General features: G+C 69.0%; 18 protein-coding genes. 11 read left to right on the top strand and 7 right to left on the bottom strand.

All coding sequences use genetic code 11. From position 1 onward, the window contains the following. Window positions 1–40: 40 nt before the first annotated feature. Together NQK81_RS23090 and NQK81_RS23085 are read left to right on the top strand one after the other, a co-directional pair. Window positions 41–493, top strand: a complete 453-nt coding sequence (locus NQK81_RS23090) for an ATP-binding protein (protein ID WP_257483238.1) — start codon at window positions 41–43, stop codon at window positions 491–493. A 3-nt stretch (window positions 494–496) separates the two neighbouring features. Then, window positions 497–1,273, top strand: a complete 777-nt coding sequence (locus tag NQK81_RS23085; RefSeq protein ID WP_257483237.1) for a tRNA(His) guanylyltransferase Thg1 family protein — start codon at window positions 497–499, stop codon at window positions 1,271–1,273. Here the strand turns inward: NQK81_RS23085 and NQK81_RS23080 are convergent. After that, window positions 1,237–1,917 carry a DUF2848 domain-containing protein gene (locus NQK81_RS23080; RefSeq protein WP_257483236.1) on the bottom strand — a complete coding sequence of 227 codons (681 nt, stop codon included), beginning with the start codon at window positions 1,915–1,917 and terminating at the stop codon, window positions 1,237–1,239. The genes NQK81_RS23085 and NQK81_RS23080 overlap by 37 nt on opposite strands. A gap of 107 nt (window positions 1,918–2,024) precedes the next feature. On the opposite strand from NQK81_RS23080, the gene NQK81_RS23075 reads away from it, so the two are divergent. Beyond that, window positions 2,025–3,329, top strand: coding sequence for an MFS transporter (locus NQK81_RS23075; RefSeq protein WP_126730051.1), 1,305 nt, complete (start codon window positions 2,025–2,027; stop codon window positions 3,327–3,329). Further along, complete coding sequence (locus tag NQK81_RS23070) at window positions 3,326–3,661, top strand: cupin domain-containing protein (protein WP_257483235.1); 336 nt, start codon at window positions 3,326–3,328, stop codon at window positions 3,659–3,661. The genes NQK81_RS23075 and NQK81_RS23070 overlap by 4 nt, the downstream gene beginning before the upstream one ends. 54 nt (window positions 3,662–3,715) lie before the next feature. Here the strand turns inward: NQK81_RS23070 and NQK81_RS23065 are convergent, their stop codons facing one another. The 3 genes from NQK81_RS23065 to NQK81_RS23055 all read right to left on the bottom strand — a co-directional run bounded on the left by NQK81_RS23065 (window position 3,716) and on the right by NQK81_RS23055 (window position 7,014). Beyond that, window positions 3,716–4,201, bottom strand: a complete 486-nt coding sequence (locus NQK81_RS23065) for a DUF6319 family protein (RefSeq protein ID WP_126730054.1) — start codon at window positions 4,199–4,201, stop codon at window positions 3,716–3,718. Between the two features lie 163 nt (window positions 4,202–4,364). After that, the gene (acs, locus tag NQK81_RS23060) at window positions 4,365–6,335 is read right to left on the bottom strand and encodes an acetate--CoA ligase (RefSeq protein ID WP_257483234.1); all 1,971 of its coding nucleotides are present in this window, start codon (window positions 6,333–6,335) and stop codon (window positions 4,365–4,367) included. Between the two features lie 100 nt (window positions 6,336–6,435). Beyond that, entirely contained in the window at window positions 6,436–7,014 is a 579-nt protein-coding gene (locus NQK81_RS23055) for a GNAT family N-acetyltransferase (RefSeq protein WP_257483233.1), read from the bottom strand. Window positions 7,015–7,129: 115 nt separating this feature from the next. Between NQK81_RS23055 and NQK81_RS23050 the strand changes: the two genes are divergently transcribed. The 5 genes from NQK81_RS23050 to NQK81_RS23030 all read left to right on the top strand — a co-directional run bounded on the left by NQK81_RS23050 (window position 7,130) and on the right by NQK81_RS23030 (window position 12,538). After that, window positions 7,130–7,627, top strand: a complete 498-nt coding sequence (locus NQK81_RS23050; protein ID WP_126730058.1) for a phosphoribosyltransferase — start codon at window positions 7,130–7,132, stop codon at window positions 7,625–7,627. Then, window positions 7,624–8,355 (top strand): Fic family protein, encoded by a 732-nt coding sequence (locus tag NQK81_RS23045; RefSeq protein WP_257483232.1) that lies wholly within the window; start codon window positions 7,624–7,626, stop codon window positions 8,353–8,355. The genes NQK81_RS23050 and NQK81_RS23045 overlap by 4 nt, the downstream gene beginning before the upstream one ends. Before the next feature lie 88 nt (window positions 8,356–8,443). Further along, a complete protein-coding gene (locus tag NQK81_RS23040; RefSeq protein ID WP_257483231.1) occupies window positions 8,444–9,202 on the top strand; it encodes a 3-hydroxybutyrate dehydrogenase in 759 nt (252 codons plus the stop codon). A 187-nt stretch (window positions 9,203–9,389) separates the two neighbouring features. Further along, complete coding sequence (locus tag NQK81_RS23035) at window positions 9,390–10,706, top strand: MFS transporter (protein WP_257483230.1); 1,317 nt, start codon at window positions 9,390–9,392, stop codon at window positions 10,704–10,706. After that, window positions 10,703–12,538 (top strand): helix-turn-helix domain-containing protein, encoded by a 1,836-nt coding sequence (locus NQK81_RS23030; protein ID WP_257483229.1) that lies wholly within the window; start codon window positions 10,703–10,705, stop codon window positions 12,536–12,538. The genes NQK81_RS23035 and NQK81_RS23030 overlap by 4 nt, the downstream gene beginning before the upstream one ends. Here the strand turns inward: NQK81_RS23030 and NQK81_RS23025 are convergent. Together NQK81_RS23025 and NQK81_RS23020 are read right to left on the bottom strand one after the other, a co-directional pair. Beyond that, window positions 12,516–13,100, bottom strand: coding sequence for a nitroreductase family protein (locus NQK81_RS23025; RefSeq protein ID WP_257483228.1), 585 nt, complete (start codon window positions 13,098–13,100; stop codon window positions 12,516–12,518). The genes NQK81_RS23030 and NQK81_RS23025 overlap by 23 nt on opposite strands. 4 nt (window positions 13,101–13,104) lie before the next feature. Next, on the bottom strand, window positions 13,105–14,376 hold the full coding sequence (locus tag NQK81_RS23020) for an alpha/beta hydrolase family protein (RefSeq protein WP_257483227.1): 1,272 nt from the start codon (window positions 14,374–14,376) through the stop codon (window positions 13,105–13,107). A 115-nt stretch (window positions 14,377–14,491) separates the two neighbouring features. Here NQK81_RS23020 and NQK81_RS23015 point away from each other — a divergent pair, with 115 nt between their 5' ends. Next, a complete protein-coding gene (locus NQK81_RS23015; protein ID WP_257483226.1) occupies window positions 14,492–15,349 on the top strand; it encodes an extracellular catalytic domain type 1 short-chain-length polyhydroxyalkanoate depolymerase in 858 nt (285 codons plus the stop codon). Here the strand turns inward: NQK81_RS23015 and NQK81_RS23010 are convergent. Then, on the bottom strand, window positions 15,326–15,631 hold the full coding sequence (locus NQK81_RS23010) for an ArsR/SmtB family transcription factor (protein ID WP_257483225.1): 306 nt from the start codon (window positions 15,629–15,631) through the stop codon (window positions 15,326–15,328). The two genes, NQK81_RS23015 and NQK81_RS23010, sit on opposite strands and share 24 nt — an antisense overlap. A gap of 52 nt (window positions 15,632–15,683) precedes the next feature. On the opposite strand from NQK81_RS23010, the gene NQK81_RS23005 reads away from it, so the two are divergent. Further along, entirely contained in the window at window positions 15,684–16,853 is a 1,170-nt protein-coding gene (locus NQK81_RS23005; RefSeq protein WP_257483224.1) for an MFS transporter, read from the top strand. The last annotated feature ends 84 nt before the right edge of the window (window positions 16,854–16,937 follow it).

The following is a 16,937-nucleotide window of genomic DNA, read 5'->3' as shown; positions in this document are numbered from 1 at the left end:
TGACTATTGCCTTACCTAACCCATCGGCTACGTTGTGTCCGTGACAGCGGTGGTGATCCTGATCGGGCTGCAGGCGTCCGGGAAGTCGACGTTCTTCCGGCGCGAGTTCGCGGGAACGCACGTCCACGTCAGCAAGGACACCTTCCCCAACGCCCGGCGGCCGCAGGCCCGGCAGTTGCGGATGCTGGCCGAGGCGCTCGAAGAAGGTCGTTCGGTGGTCGTGGACAACACCAACCCGTCACCGGAGGAGTGGGCGCCGCTGATCGAGGTCGCCAGGCGGTACGGCGCGCGCGTCGCCGGGTACTGGTTTCCGCCGGATCTCGAGGGCTCCCAAGAGCGCAACGCGCGCCGGAAAGGGAAAACCCGGGTGCCCGACGTCGGTCTGTATGCGACGCTGAAACGCCTCAGGCGCCCGAGCGCCGAAGACGGTTTCGACGAGCTGTACACCGTCGGTTTCGACGGGGAAGGCGGTTTCGTCGTCGAGCGGGGGTGAACCATGGACGCCGGTGATTTCGAGGCACGGCAACGGGAACGCGAGTGGTTCCACAACCTGACCGTGCCACCGGGTGCCTGGACGGTGCTCCGCGTCGACGGCCGGGGTTTCTCGAAGTTCACCGAAGCGCGGTTCGAGAAGCCGTTCGATCCCCGGTTCGCGGACTGTATGGCCGAGACGGCGAACGCGTTGATGGCGGAATTCGCTTCGCCTTACGTGTACACGGAAAGCGACGAGATTTCGCTCGTCCTCCCGCCCTCCGCCGACCTCTTCGGCCGGGGTGTGGAGAAGCTCGTGTCGATCTCCGCCGGCATCGCCTCGGCCGCGTTCACCCACGCGGCCGGGGTGCCCGCGCACTTCGACGGCCGGGTCTGGCTCGGCACGACGCTGGACGACGTCGTCGACTATTTCTCCTGGCGCCAGGCGGACGCGGCCCGCTGCGCGCTCAACGGCTGGTGCTACTGGATCCTGCGCAAGGCGGGGAAATCGGCGAGTGAGGCCGGAGCGGCTCTCGAAGGCACTGGCGTCTCCGAGAAGAACGAGCTGCTCTTCGCGCACGGCGTCAACTTCGCCGAAGTCCCCGCCTGGCAACGGCGCGGCGTCGGGCTGTACTGGGAGTCCTACGAGCGCACCGGATTCGATCCGGTGCGCGAGGTCGAAGTCTCCGCGACCCGCCGTCGCGTCCGCGTCGATCGTGAGTTGCCCATGAAGGGCGAGTACCGGGCCTTCCTCGGTGAACTGCTTCAGCCGATCGGTTCGGGCAGCCGCCGCACGGTGTAGGCGAGTTCGATCGTCTCGCCGGTCGCCGGGTCGCCCAGTTCCACGCGCCACGAGCCGGCGAACTGGTCGACGCCGTGCACCATCGGGATGGTTCCGGAGATCAGCACGGTCCCCGGGGCGTAGAGGTCACGCTCGCGCAGCACGTCCAGCCAGTACGACGGCGGCAGCAGTTCCGCGAGTTTCCCTTGCTGGATCAGGGTTTCCCCGGCCCAGGCGGACAGCGTGAGCTCGTCGAGCCGGTCCTGGACGTCCACGAGCCGCCACGCCTTGGTGGCGAGGACGTCGGGGCCCGCGTTCTTGCTCCACGCGACGCCGTGCGCTTCGAGCGCGCGGTCGGTGTGGTCGCAGGCGGCGGTCAGGAGGACGTCCTCGGGCGCGGGACCGGTGATGACGACGGCCCATTCGGCCTCGCCGGAGGTCCGCTCGTGCTGCACCGGGACCTCGTCGGTCTGGCTCGCCAGATACGGCGCGACGGGGTACAGCGCCGGGATCACCGAAGGCGCGGGGACGCCGAGTTCGGCCAGCTCGGCCACGTGGGCGGCGACGTCCTCCTGGCTGCGACCGGCGTATCCGGCGTTCAGCAGCGTGTGGACCTCGGTCCGCCGCTCCTGGCCGTCGGGAAGGGTGAAACGCAGCTCAGGCATCTGTCCTCCGAGATTGGGGGTTGCGCATACAGCTTGTATACAAGGAGTATATCCGCAATTCAACCCCTCCCGGCGGGGTTGCGGATCTCCTACGGACGGATGTGGACATGACCTCACCAGCCGGTGACCGGCGTTCGTTGCACAAGGCCTTCGCGGCCAGCCTCTCGGGCACGGCGCTCGAGTGGTACGACTTCGCGGCCTACTCGGTGGCGGCCGCGACGATCTTCGGGAACCTCTTCTTCCCGTCGGAAGACCAGCTCGCGAGCACGATGGCGGCGTTCTCCACCTACGCCGTCGGCTATCTCGCCCGGCCGCTCGGCGGGTTCCTGTTCGGCCGCCTCGGCGACGTGCTCGGCCGCAAGCGCATCCTGGTCATGACGCTCGTGCTCACCGGGGTGGCGACGTTCCTCATCGGTGTCCTGCCCACGTACGAGACCATCGGCGGCTTCGCGGCGGTGCTGCTCGTGGCGCTGCGGTTCGCGCAGGGTGTCGGTATCGGCGGCGAATGGGGTGGCGCCGTCCTGCTCTCGAGTGAGTTCGGCGATCCGAACAAACGCGGCTTCTGGGCCTCCGCCGCCCAGATCGGCCCGCCCGCGGGCAACCTGCTCGCCAACGGTGTCCTCGCCGTACTGGCCGGGCTGCTCACCGAGGACCAGTTCAACAGCTGGGGCTGGCGGATCGCGTTCCTGCTGTCCGGCGCGCTGGTCGGGTTCGGCCTGTGGATCCGGCTCAAGCTGGAGGAGACCCCGGTCTTCAAGCAGATCCAGGAGCGTGGCGAACGTCCGTCGGCGCCGATCTCCGAGGTCTTCCGCACCGAACGCCGCGCGCTGGTCGCGGCCGTGCTGATCCGCGTCTGCCCGGACGTGCTGTACGCGCTGTTCACCGTCTTCGTCCTCACCTACGTCACCACGCACACCGACCTCTCGCGCGGCGCCGGGCTGGCCGCGGTGATGATCGGTTCGGCGTTCCAGCTGATCCTGATGCCGCTGTTCGGCGCGCTCTCGGACCGGGTCTCCCGGCGCAAGATGTACCTGGTCGCGACCATCGCCGCCGGGATCTGGCCGTTCGTGTTCTTCCCGATGGTCAGCGGCGGTTCGTTCGCCATGTTGGCGATCGGCATCGTGCTCGCGCTCGTCATCCACGCGGCGCTCTACGGGCCGCAGGCCGCGCTCGTCACCGAGCAGTTCTCGCCGCGCCTGCGCTACACCGGCAGTTCGCTGGCGTACACCCTCGCCGGCGTGATCGGCGGAGCGCCCGCGCCGCTGCTGTTCACGGCGCTGCTGGCCGGTTTCGACACCTGGGTCGCGATCGGGGTCTACTTGCTCGCCACCGCCGTCGTGACCGTCATCGGTGTCGCGCTCGCCCGTGACCCGGACCGCGAGGAGGCCGCCGCCATGGAGTCCGTGCGATGACCTGGACTCCGATGTCCACAGTGGAGGGTCTGCCGCTGATCGGCGGGCAGGGCCGGTTCCGGACGCTCGCCACGGCGGAAGGCGGGCTGGCGTACGAGATCTCGTACCCGGCGGGTGTCGCTTCTCCCGTGCACAGTCACGATCACGACAGCATCGTGTACCTGGTTTCGGGTTCGCTGCGCGGCACGCTCGACGGCCGGGAAGTGACCCTCGAAGCCGGCGGCACGATCGTCCACCCGCGCGGTGTTCCGCACAGCGTCGAGGCCATTGTGGACAGTCGATGGGTCGAGTTCAAGACGCCGCTGCCCTCGCGGCCGCCGATCGCGGAATGAAAAAACCGGGGCGGACACTGATTTCCAGCGTCCGCCCCGGTCGGGAGGAAAGTCTTACGCGTCCAGCTCGGCCAGCGCCAGCTTCGCCTTCTCCAGCTCGGCTTCGAGCTGAGCGACCTTCGCGGCCTGCAGCTCGCGGGCGGCGTTGATGACCTCGTCGATCGGGCCGGACAGGTCGGCGTGCAGTTCCTTGGCGGCGCGGGACACGGCCGCGGCCGGGATCTCCAGGCCCTTCGCGACCCACTTGGCGCCGTTCTTGAGCTCGGCCTGCCACTCGCCGTCGGCGGTGCCGGTGACCGTGAGGGTCAGCTCGACGGTGCGCGTCTTCTTCGCCGTCGTGGCGACCTTCGGGCGGCCACGCTTGGGCTTGGGGGACTCCGCCACTGCCTCTTCGGCAGCGGGCTCCGGGTTCTCCGGAGTCTCGGTCTTCGCCTCGGCCGGGGCTTCGGCCGTCTCCGCCTGCGGCGTCGAGTCGACGGGCGCTTCGGTAGCCGCTTCTTCGGACACGGCGTCAGTGCGTGTCAAGGCATCCACGGTCATCGTCGGTGTCGTCTCCTTGCCCGGGTATGGGGTGGTACCCGGCACATCCTAGAACAGGCGTTCGAGTAGAGCGAACCGGGGTGTGGTAGGCGTGTCGATGTCAGGAAAGGGTCTTTCAGGACGGAATATGTCCTGAAAGACCCTTTCCTGACGTTTTGGGGCGCTACTCCTCGGTCTTGCCGGACTTCAGACCCGAAGAGATCAGGTCCATCACCGACGAGTCGGCCAGCGTCGTCACGTCGCCGACCTGGCGGTTCTCGGCGACGTCGCGCAGCAGGCGGCGCATGATCTTGCCGGACCGCGTCTTCGGCAGCTCCTGCACGACCAGGATCTGCCGCGGCTTCGCGATCGGCCCGATCTCCTTCGCGACGTGGTTGCGCAGCTCCTGCACGGCCTCGTCTCCACCGTCGACGGCGTTGCCGCGGAGGATGACGAAGGCGACGATGCCCTGCCCGGTGGTCGGGTCGGTCGCGCCGACGACGGCGGCCTCGGCGACCGTCGGGTGCGAGACCAGCGCGGACTCGACCTCGGTGGTCGAGATGCGGTGCCCGGACACGTTCATCACGTCGTCGACCCGGCCCAGCAGCCAGACGTCGCCGTCGGCGTCGTACTTCGCGCCGTCACCGGCGAAGTAGTAGCCCTGGTCGGCGAAGCGGGACCAGTAGGTGTCGCGGAACCGCTCCTCGTCGCCCCAGATGCCGCGCAGCATGCCCGGCCACGGCTTGTCGAGCACCAGGTATCCGCCGCCGCCCTTGCCGACCTCGACGCCCTGGTCGTCGACGACCTTCGCCGAGATGCCCGGCAGCGCCTTCTGCGCCGAACCCGGCTTCGTCGCGGTGACACCCGGCAGCGGCGAGATCATGATCCCGCCGGTCTCGGTCTGCCACCAGGTGTCGACGATCGGCGCCGAGTTCGCGCCGACGTTCTCGCGGTACCAGATCCACGCCTCGGGGTTGATCGGCTCGCCGACGCTGCCGAGCACGCGCAGCGACGAGAGGTCGTACTTCTGCGGGATCTCGTTGCCCCACTTCATGAACGTGCGGATCAGCGTGGGCGCGGTGTAGTAGATGGAGACCTTGTGCTGCTGCACGATCTCCCAGTGACGGCCCTCGTGCGGGGTGTTCGGCGTGCCTTCGTAGACGACCTGCGTCGTCCGGTTCGCCAGCGGCCCGTACACGATGTACGTGTGCCCGGTGATCCAGCCGATGTCGGCGGTGCACCAGTAGACGTCTTCGCCGGCCTTGTGGTCGAAGACGTTGTGGTGCGTGTACGCGGCCTGGGTCAGGTACCCGCCGGAGGTGTGCAGGATGCCCTTCGGCTTCCCGGTGGTGCCGGAGGTGTAGAGGATGAAGAGCGGGTGCTCGGAGTCGAACGCCTGCGGCGCGTGCTCGGCGGACTGGCCGTCGACCAGTTCGTGCCACCAGATGTCGCGGCCTTCGGTGATCGGCACCTCTTCGCCGGTGCGGCGGACGACGATGACCTTCTCGACCGATTCGGCGCCTTCGAGCGCTTCGTCGACGTTGGCCTTCATCGGGGCGGCCTTGCCGCGGCGGTACTGGCCGTCGGTGGTGATGACGATCCGCGCCGCCTGGTCGTCCACCCGGGAACGCAGTGCTGTCGGGGAAAAACCACCGAAGACGACACTGTGCAGGACGCCGATCCGGGCACACGCGAGCATCGCGACGATCGCTTCGGGCACCATCGGCATCTGGATGGCGACCCGGTCGCCCGCCTCGAGCCCGAGCGACTCCAGCGCGTTCGCGGCCTTGGAGACCTCGTCCTTCAGCTGGGCGTAGGTGATGTCACGGCTGTCGCCGGGCTCGCCGACCCAGTGGATGGCGACCTGGTCGCCGTGCCCGGAATCGACGTGGCGGTCGACGCAGTTGTACGCGACGTTGAGCTTCCCGCCCACGAACCACTTCGCGAACGGCGCATTGGTCCAGTCCAGTACCTGCGACCACTTCGTTTCCCAGTGAAGGCGCTCGGCCTGCTTGGCCCAGAACGCTTCCCGGTCGGCGTCGGCTTCGGCGTAGAAGTCGGCGGTGGCATTCGCTTGCGCGCTGAAAGCCTCACTCGGGGGGAAGGTCCTGCTCTCCGTGAGCAAATTGTCCAGCGCCGGCGACTGCTCGGTCATGGTGCGATGCCTCCTGTGATTCGCGTGTCTTCACGCCCGTTGGCACGCTATCGACGTTACGACGCGAAGTAAAAGGTTGCATCGTGGTTGCGCGCGGCATTCACACGCTTGAGGACAGAGCGGTACGGACCGCCGGCCATTCTGGTCCGGTGAGGGAGTAGACGACGGTGTCGCGGACGGTTCCGTCGGGCCGCACGCGATGCGCGCGCAGCACCCCTTCCCGTTGCGCGCCGAGACGTTCGATCGCCTTCTGCGACTTGAGGTTCCGGATGTCGGTCTCCCACGAGACGCGGTTCGCGCCGAGGTCGTCGAAAGCGTGGCGCAGCAACAGGAGTTTCGACTCGCGGTTGAGTCCGGTCCGCTGCCATTCGGAACCGATCCAGGTGTGGCCGATGGAAACGATCTTGTGGCGCGCGTTCATCGCGTAGAACGACGTCGTGCCCGCGACCTCGCCGGTGCGCGCGTCGATCTGGGCCCAGGCGCGGCGGTCGGCGTCGGCGAGGATGTCGTCGACCATCGCTTCGGTCGCGGCGAGGTCCTGTGGCTGCCGGAGGCTGAGCCAGGTCCAGATCGCCGGGTCGGAGCCTGCCGCGTACAGGCCTTTGGTGTGGTCGCGGGTGAGCGGTTCGAGGCGGACGCGTTCGCCGGTCAAGGTCACATGGGCGTTCCAGTCGGTCACGATCTTGACGGTACGACCGGCAATGGCCCTACTGGATAGCCAGTTTCGAAGCATTCGAGAAGGCCACTACCCCGTTGCCTATGCTCGCGGGAACGATCGACGAAGGCGAGGCGGCATGGCCGAAGAGCGGGAAGAGCTCACTTGGGAGTTGTTCGGGACGGCCAGCAGGGAGCTCGCGCAGGCCGTCGCCGACGACGGCTTCGAGCCGGACCTGATCCTGTCGATCGCGCGCGGCGGGCTGTTCGTCGCCGGTGCGCTCGGTTACGCGCTGGACGTCAAGAACCTGCACGTGATGAACGTCGAGTTCTACACCGGCGTCGACCAGCGGCTCGACCTGCCGGTGATGCTGCCGCCGGTGCCGAACGTGGTCGACCTGACGAAGAAGAAGGTGCTCGTCGCCGACGACGTCGCGGACACCGGCGCGACCTTGAAGCTGGTCCGCGACTTCTGCGCCGACCACGTCGCCGAGGTGCGCTGCGCGGTGGTCTACGAGAAGCCTCGCTCCGAGGTCAAATGCGAGTACGTCTGGAAGCACACGGACCGCTGGATCAACTTCCCGTGGTCGGTGCAGGCGCCCGTGGTGCGGCGCGCGGGCCAGGTGCTGGACGCGTGACGGATCCGCTGAAGCCGCTGCTGGACCTCGAAGGGGTCACCGCGGCCGCGAAATCGGCTCAGGACGCGGTGTTCGCCGTCCACCGGCTGCCCGCCAACCTGCGCGGCGGCGCGGCGACGGCCGCCGAAGCCTCCGTGCGGTCGGCGCGGGCGTCGGCCGGGATCGAAGGCGCCGCGCCCGAACTGCCGGAATCCGGTGAAGTGACCGATCCGGTTTTGGCTGGCGCGCTGCGGGTCGCGGAAGCGCTGGAGGGCCTGCTCCCGACATGGCGGCGCGCGCCGTTGCAGGCGTTGGCGCGCTTGCACGTTCTGGCCGCGTCGGATCTGGTGACGGACTCCGACGCGCTGGGACGGCCGCGGTCGTCCGGTGACGTCGGGCCGCGGCTGGAGATGCTGGCGCAACTGGTCACCGGCGCGACGTCGGTGCCGGGGCCGGTGCTGACCGCCGTCGTGCACGGGGAACTGTTGGCGCTCAAGCCTTTCGGCTCCGCGGACGGTGTCGTCGCGCGGGCGGCGGCACGGCTTTCGGCGGTGGCGACGGGGCTCGACCCGAAGGCGCTGACGGTGCCGGAGGTGGCGTACTTCCGGCGGGTGCCGAAGTACCTCGAGGCCGCTTCGGCCTTCAGCTCCGGGACCCCGGAGGGCGTCCGGAGTTGGTTGCTCTTTTCGTGTGAAGCGTTCGAGGCGGGCGCTCGCGAGGCGAAGTCCATCTCCGACGCCGCCGGCTGACCCTGGTGAGATCCCACACGGGATCTTGAGTAGGTCTGGGGCGTAGCCACATGGCCTAAGCGGGCCGGGCGACCTAACGTCGTCCGGCATGAGTGGTGCGTATCACAGCGATCTGGCCGGTAAGTCCGCGCTGGTCACGGGCGCGGCGAGCGGGATCGGCCTGGCCTGCGCCGAAGCGCTCGCCGAGGCGGGGGCCAAGGTCCACCTCGCCGACATCGACGACGCCGTCGAGAAGGCGGCGGCCGACGTCAACGGCATCGCGCACGTCGTCGACCTCACCGACGGCCAGGCCGTCGAGACCCTGCCCGCCGAGATCGACATCCTCGTCAACAACGCCGGTTTCCAGCACATCGCGCCGATCCACGAGTTCCCGCCGGAGACGTTCACCCGCATCCAGGCGCTCATGGTCACCGCGCCGTTCCTGCTGATCCGCCGCGCGCTGCCGCATATGTACGACCGCGGCTGGGGGCGCGTGGTCAACATGTCCAGCGTCCACGGCCTCCGCGCGAGCCCGTTCAAATCCGCGTACGTCACCGCGAAGCACGCGCTCGAAGGCCTCTCGAAGGTCACCGCTCTCGAAGGCGCGGAGCACGGCGTGACCAGCAACTGCGTCAACCCCGGCTACGTCCGCACGCCGCTGGTCACCGGCCAGCTCCAGGCACAGGCCGAGGAGCACGGCCTCGAACGCGACGCGGTGATCGAACAGGTCCTCCTGCGCCGTTCCGCGATCAAGCGGCTCATCGAACCCGCCGACGTCGCCGCGTGCGTGCTCTGGCTGTCCGGCGAACACGCCGCCCATGTCACCGGTACCTCGATCCCCCTCGACGGCGGCTGGACCGCCGCGTGAACCCCAGTGTCTCCCGAGGAACCCGCGACCGCGATCGACGTCGGCAGGGCGCTGCCTGGTCGTCCACTCACGATGGCGATAGGTCGCCCTGCCACCGCGATAGCGGGGCCTTCGGCCGGGCGGGTTCACGCTCGGCCGTCTTCCGGATCCAGCTCCGCCAACAAGTTCTCACGAAAGGACGTCTTCGGTGACCACCCAGAACCGTGGCTCGATCGCGAAGGTCGTCAGCGCCAGCCTGATCGGAACGACGATCGAGTGGTACGACTTCTTCCTCTACACCTCCGCCGCGGCGCTGGTGTTCGGGAAATTGTTCTTCCCCTCCAACGATCCGCTCACCGGCACGCTGCTCGCGTTCCTGACCTACGCCGTCGGTTTCCTCGCCCGCCCGATCGGCGGTCTGGTGTTCGGCCACTTCGGCGACCGCGTCGGCCGCAAGAAGCTGCTGGTGCTGAGCCTGTTGCTGATGGGCGGTTCGACCTGCGCGATGGGCATCCTCCCGACGTACGCCACGGTCGGGGTCCTGGCGCCGATCCTGCTGACGCTCCTGCGGCTCGTGCAGGGTTTCGCGCTCGGTGGTGAATGGGGCGGCGCGGTGCTGATCGTCTCCGAGCACGGCGACGACAAGCGGCGCGGATTCTGGGCGTCCTGGCCGCAATGCGGTGCTCCCGGCGGCAACCTGCTCGCGACGGCGGTCTTGGCGATCCTCGCGGCGACGCAGTCCGACGAGGCGTTCCTCAGCTGGGGCTGGCGGATCCCGTTCCTGCTCTCGGGTGTCCTCGTGGTGATCGGGCTGTGGATCCGGCTCGCCGTCAGTGAGTCGCCGGTGTTCCTCGCGGCGCAGAAGAACAACGCGACCACGCACGCCCCGGTCGTCGAGGTGTTCCGCAAGAGCTGGCGCGCGGTGCTGATCACGATCGGTTCGCGGATGGCGGAGAACGTCTCGTACTACGTGATCACCGCGTTCATCCTCGTCTACGTCACCACCGGGCTGGGCCTGCCGAAATCGGCGGGACTCAACGCGGTGCTCATCGGTTCGGCCGTGCACTTCCTGACCATTCCCTTGTGGGGCATGCTCTCCGACCGGATCGGCCGACGGCCGGTGTACCTGTTCGGCGCGATCGGCATGGCGCTGTGGAGTTTCGCGTTCTTCGCGATGCTCGACACGAAGAACCCGGCCGTCATCATTCTCGCGGCGACCGTCGGGCTGGTGCTGCACGGCGCGATGTACGGCCCGCAGGCCGCGTTCTTCTCCGAGCAGTTCCCGACGCGGGTGCGTTACACCGGCCTTTCGGTCGGCGGTCAGCTGTCGTCGATCGCCGCCGGTGCGGTGGCGCCGCTCATCGCGGTCGCGTTGTTCAAGGAGTTCGGCAGCACGATCCCGGTCTCGCTCTACGTGGTCGCGATGTGCGTGCTGACCGTGATCGCCCTGCTCGCCGCCCGCGAGACCAAGGGCGAGTCCCTGCACTCCGAAGTTCTCACGGAGCGCGGTCGCGTGTCAGCATGACCCTTGTGGACAGTTCCGCACAGCTGCGCCGGCTGCTCGAACTGCTCGCCTCCGGGGCGGGCAGCGAGCAGCTGGCGCACGTCCCCGTCGACCCGAAGGCCACCGAGCTGGCGCTGCGGATCCGGGACACCGTCGCCGAGCACCGTCGGCGTGAGGCGGAGCTGGCCGCGCTCTTCGACACGGCCAGCGACCTCGCCCGGCTGGACGACCCGGACGCCGTCCTGCGGTCGATCGTGCGGCGTGCGCGGGCGTTGCTCGGCGTGGACGTCTCGTATCTCAGCCTCAACGACGAGACCGAGGGCAAGACCTACGTCCGCGTGACCGACGGCTCGGTTTCCGCGCTGTTCCAGGACATCGTGCTGGGCATGGGCGAGGGGCTCGGCGGTCTGGTCGCGCAGACCGCGCGGCCGTACGCGACGGCGGACTACTTCAACGACAAGCGGTTCCGCCACACCACCTCGATCGACACCGGGGTGCTCGACGAGGGGCTGACCGCGATCCTCGGGGTGCCGCTGGCGATCGGCAGCAAGGTCATCGGGGTGCTGTTCGCCTCCGACCGGAGCACCCGCGAGTTCTCGCCCGACGAGGTCGCGCTGCTGTCGTCGCTGGCCGACCACGCGGCGATCGCGCTGGACAACGCGCATCTGCTCGACGAGACGCGCCGCGCGGTCGCCGAACTGAACGCCGCCAACGCGACGATCAGCGCGCATAACGACGCGATGCGCCGCGCCGAGGACGCCCACGACCGGCTGATGGATCTCGTGCTGCGCGGCGGTGATCTGGCCGAGGTCGCCGCCGCGGTCGCGGACGTGCTCGGCGGCGCGATCGCCGTCTACGACGCCGACGGTGTCGTCCTCGCCCGGACCGGCGGCGAGCTGAACCTTTCGCGTGCGGCGGTTTCCGCGTCCAGGACAAGCGGGCGCGCTGTGTCCACTGAGGACGGTTGGCTGTGCGCGGTCCAGGCGGGGCAGGAATTCCTCGGCAGCCTGGTGCTCGGCGGCGGACGGTCGCTCGGCGAGGCCGACCGGCGGCTGTTCGAGCGGGCGGGCGTGGTCACCGCGGTGCTGCTGATGCAGCGGCGTTCCGTCGCACGCGCCGAGGACGAGGTGCGCGGGGAGCTGCTGTCGGACCTGCTCACCGCGCCGGGCCGCAATCCAGCCGCGCTGCTGGCTCGTGGTCGACGCCTGGGGGTCGATTTGTCGACATCGCACGCGGTGCTGGTCGCGCACGCCGACGACGTCTCCCGGCGGCGGCTGGCCGCGGCGGCTTCGCGGCACGCGGACCTGGTCGGGGTGCACGCCGACCAGGTGGTCCTTCTGGTTCGGGGCGCGGAGCCCGGCGCACTGGCGCGATCCGTGGCCGCGGAGCTCGCGTCCACAATGGACTGCCCGGTGACGGTGGGGGCGGCGGGGCCGGCCGCGTCACCGAGGGAGCTGGCCCTGGCACACGCCGAAGCCGCGCGCTGCGTCGCGTCTTTGCTGGCGCTGGGCCGGGCGGGGGAAGGCGCGAGCATGGCCGACCTCGGGTTCGTCGGGCTGCTGCTCGGCGAGCACGCCGACCTCGGCGCGTACGTGACCGCCACGATCGGGCCGGTGCTCGACTACGACGAACGCCGCGGCACGGATCTGATCGGCACCCTCCGCGCGTATTTCGCCTGTGGCGGCAACCTGACGCGGGCGAAGGACCTCCTCCACGTGCACGTCAACACGGTCGTGCAGCGGCTGGACCGCATCGCGTCGCTGCTGGGCGAGCAGTGGCAGGCGCCCGAGCGCGCGCTGGAACTCCAGCTCGCGCTCAGGCTGCACCGCCTCACCAATGACCGAAACGGATGACGTCGTCGAAGTCGCGGCGAGGGATCTTGGTCGCCGAGGAGCCGGGCGACGGCCCGGATTCCGCACCGTGGCCGAGCGCCACGACACCGATCGGGTCGTGATCCTCCGGTACGCCGAACTCGTTGTGGAGCCGCTCCACGCTTTCCGGCGCGAGCCCGAAGAAGACCGCGCCGAGGCCCTCGTCGACGGCCGTCTGGAGGATCAGCATCGTCGCCATCCCGGTGTCGACGTCCCAGTACGGCACGCGCCACCACGAGTCGTCGCGGTCGGCGACCCCCTTGTCCGGCTTGGCATAGCGGTCGAGGTACGCGTTCTTGACCGAGAGCGGCACGATCGCGACCGGCGCCGTGGTCACGGTTTCGGGCGCCCAGCTCGCCCCGAACTCCCAGAATTTCGCGAGTTCCTCGCCGGTGAGGACGAGAAACCCTTGTCCCTGTGAGAAACCGGCCGAGGGGCCTTTGAGCGCGTTGCGCAGGATGCGCCGCAGGCTCGCCTCGGCGACGGGTTCGCCGGTGAACTTCCGGACCATGCGACGGCGTCGTACGACGTCCTGGAATTCCATCAGATCAGCTTAGTGCGCAAGTGGTTGCCAGGTCACCGCTCGCGCGTGGGATCGTCGCCGAAGCGGGCGGGCGGACGCCGTCGAGCCAGCCTTCGAGCGCGGTGAACGCCGTACGGAAACACGGGCCGATAGGCCGCAGCTTGGCCGGGTACGCGTCGTACAGCCCGTCGACGTGGGTGCCGTCGACGATCCGGTAGTAACGCTGGAGCCCGGCGCGGCCCTGGTCGGCGATCATCCGCTGGTAGACGTCGGAATCGCGGGTGATCGGCAGGAGCGTGTCGAGAGTGCCGTGCAGGGTGATCAGCGGTTTGCCGATCCGGCCGGTCAGCGAGATCCGTTCCACCGCGCGGTGCACCGACGCCGGACGAGTGGCGTAGTCGTAGTCGGTTCCGGTGAACGACGGATCGAATTCGGCCTGGTAGATGCGCTGGGTCAGGCCCCAATAGACGTCGTTGTGGTACGGCCAGAGGAACTCCGAGCCCGGCGCGAAACCGGCGTCGAGAATTTCCTGGTGGGCTTGCGCGGAACCGGCGACGTACGCGGGATAGGCCTTGATCGCGGGCGGCAGAAAGGTGAACAGGTTCGGCCCGTCTTCGTGCCAAAGCGTGCCCTCCCAGTCGATGCCGCCGTCGTAGAGCCATGGCCGGTTTTCGAGCTGCCAGCGGACGAGGTAGCCGCCGTTCGACATCCCGGCCGCGAGGGTGCGGCTCGGCAGGCGCCCGTAGCGGTGCGCGACGGCGGCCTTCGCGGCGATCGTCAGCTGGGTGACCCGCGAGTTCCATTCGGCGAGCGCGTCACCGGGGCGGCGTCCGTCGGTGTGGAAATCCGCACCGGTGTTGCCCTTGTCGGTGGCGGCGAACGCGTAGCCGGCGGCGAGGACCTGGTCACCGATGGCGCGATCGTTCGCGTACTGCCGTCGCACCCCGGGCGACCCCGAGACCACGAGGCCGCCGTTCCAGCGATCGGGCAGCCGCAGCACGAACTGCGCGTCGTGATTCCAGCCGTGCGTCGTGTTGGCGGTCGACGAATCCGGGAAGTAGCCGTCGATCTGGATGCCGGGAACACCCTTGGGGGCGGGGAAACCGGCGGAGGTCAGCCCGGCCCAGTCGGCCTGGACGGTGTGCCCGGTGACCAGGGTGCCGGTGGTCGTCAAATCGTCCAAACAGGACAGTTGTTGTTTCGCGGCCCCGGGAACGCGTACGTTCCCGCAACCACTTGCCGCCTGGGCGGGGGTGGCCAGGGCCAGCATCATCGCGAGGACCAGTAAGAGCCGCATCGGGCGACGATAAGCGGCGTCTTCGCGTGCCGGTATCCGTTGTGACCACACAAAACGGGCCGCCGCTGTGGTGTTCTCCCACGTGGGATGCGGATGCCGTCGGTTTTACCCTGAAATGATGCGAAAACTCCTCATCGGCGCGGTGGTTTCGGCATTGGTCCTTCTTTTCGCGACTCCGGCACAGGCGGCGGCGATCCGCCCGGTGACCGGGTTCGGGAGCAATCCCGGTGCGTTGCAGATGTTCGAATACGTTCCCGACGGGTTGCCGCCCGGACGTCCGGCGGTGGTCGTGCTGCACGGCTGCACCCAGGACGCGGCCGGATACGCGCGTGGCTCCGGCTGGGTCGGGCTCGCGGACCGGCTGCGGTTCAAACTCGTTCTGCCACAACAGGTTTCGGTGAACAACTTCAGCAAATGCTTCAACTGGTTCCAGGCGGGCGACATCAAGCGAGGATCCGGGGAGGCCGAGTCGATCGCGCAGATGGCGCGGTTCTCGGCCGGGAGCCGGACGTACGTGACCGGCCTGTCGGCGGGTGGCGCGATGACTTCGGTGATGCTGGCGGCGTACCCGGAACTGTTCTCGGGCGGCGGTGTCGTCGCGGGGCTGCCTTACGGCTGCGCGACTTCGATGATCGACGCGTACTCCTGCATGAACCCCGGCAAGGACCTGACGCCGAAGCAGTGGGGCGACAAGGTGCGCGCCGCGGGCACGGGGCCGCGTTCGCCGGTCAGCGCCTGGCACGGGACCTCGGACCACACGGTCGCGCCGCTGAACATGCGCGAGCTTTCCGAGCAGTGGACCGACGTCGGCGCGGCCGTCGACACGCACGCCGTCACCGGGATGGGACACGGTCAGCCGATCGCGCCGGGAGCCGGATGTGGGCAGGCGGGGCCGTACCTGCTGGATGTCGGCGTGTGCGCCGCGGGCGAGCTCGCGGCGAAGTGGCGGCTAGGCGAGGATGGCGTCCAGTAGCCCGGGGAAGCGCGCGTGGACGTCCTCGGTGCGTAGCTCGACCCAGCGGGTCCGGCCCTCGACGAACGTCGTCGTGAGGCCGGCCTCGCGCAACACCTTCCAGTGATGGGAGAGCGTCGGCGCGCTGATCTCGACGTCGTACTCGGAGATGGCGCAGCTTCGCGGCGAAGGATTGCTTCGCAGGGCGCGGATCAGCTCCAGGCGCACGGGGTCCGCGAGCGCCTGGAGCACCGGCACGATCTCGATCTCGTCGATCGACGGCTGCGGCAGCGTGCTGCTCACGGCACTCCAAACTATTTGACAGTCATCGAATAGTCCCACCACTATACCTCGCATGACGATTCGACGATCATCAAATGATCGGCTTGCTCTGGGGGCTCTGCTGGTACTCGCCGTCGGGACGTTCACCGTCGGCACCGACGGGTTCGTCCTGAACGGGCTGTTGCCCACCATCGCCGCCGACCTGCGCGTTTCCGAAGCGGTCGCGGGCCAGCTGACCACTGTTTTCGCGGTGACCTACGCGGTCTCCTCGCCGCTCATCGCGGCCTTCACCGGACGGCTCGACCGGCGCTGGGTGCTCGGCGCGGGGATGGTGCTGTTCACGATCGGCATGGCCGGGCAGGCGCTCGGCGAGTCCTTCGCCGTGGTCGCCGTCGCGCGTGTGCTGGCCGCCCTCGGCGCGGCCGCGTTCCAGTCCAACGCCTATGTCCTCGCCGGCGCGCTGGCGTCGGACGAGCGACGCGGCCGCGCGCTGGCCACGGTCTCCGCCGGCATGAGCGTGTCGATGGTGCTCGGCGTCCCGATCGGGGTGCTGGCCGGGAACTGGTTCGGCTGGCGCGCGGTGATGTGGGGGATCGGTGCGGTGGCGCTGGTCGTGATGCTGCTCGTGCCGCTTCTGCCCGGCCTGCGGATGCCGACGGTGTCGTTGCGCGACAGGCTCGCCGTCGTCGTGCGGCCGCCTATCGCGCGTGTGCTCGGTGTGAGCGTTCTCGGTACCGCCGCGGGCTTCGCGGCCTTCGTGTACTTGCCGGTGCTGGTGGCTCCAGTGGCGGCGGGCGTGATGATCTCTTGGCTGCTCGTCGGTTTCGGGATCGGGCAGATCGCGGGCAACGCCTTCGCTGGCCGGGCCACGGATTCACTGGGGCCCGCGCGCGTCCGCACGATTTCGCTGATCGGGACGGTCGTGACGCTGGCGCTGCTGGACGTCGCCGTGCTGAGCCTCCCCGGCGCACTGATCCTCGCGCTGGCATCGGGCGTGTTCGGCGGAATGCTGATGGTGCCGCAGCAGCACCGGCTGTTCTCGCTGGCGCCTGACGCGCCGACGGTCGCCTTGGGACTCAACGGTTCCGCGATCTACGCCGGTGGCGCCCTCGGGGCCGCGCTGGGTGGCGTCGTCCTGTCCTCGGCGGGGGTTTGGTGGGTCGGCCCCGTTGCCGCCTTCGTCGCTCTGCTGGGCTTCGCGCTTTCGGTGCCTTCGCGGGCGAAGGTGGCCCAGCCTGCCTGACCAAAGTGGGAGCAAGGGACCTTTGCTACCACTTGTCTCAACGTCGAGAGAAGTGGTAGCAAAGGTCCCTTGCTCCCTTTCCGC

It is taken from the genome of Amycolatopsis roodepoortensis, assembly GCF_024628825.1.
Taxonomy (GTDB): domain Bacteria; phylum Actinomycetota; class Actinomycetes; order Mycobacteriales; family Pseudonocardiaceae; genus Amycolatopsis; species Amycolatopsis roodepoortensis.
This window is presented reverse-complemented; position numbering and strand designations above follow the sequence as displayed.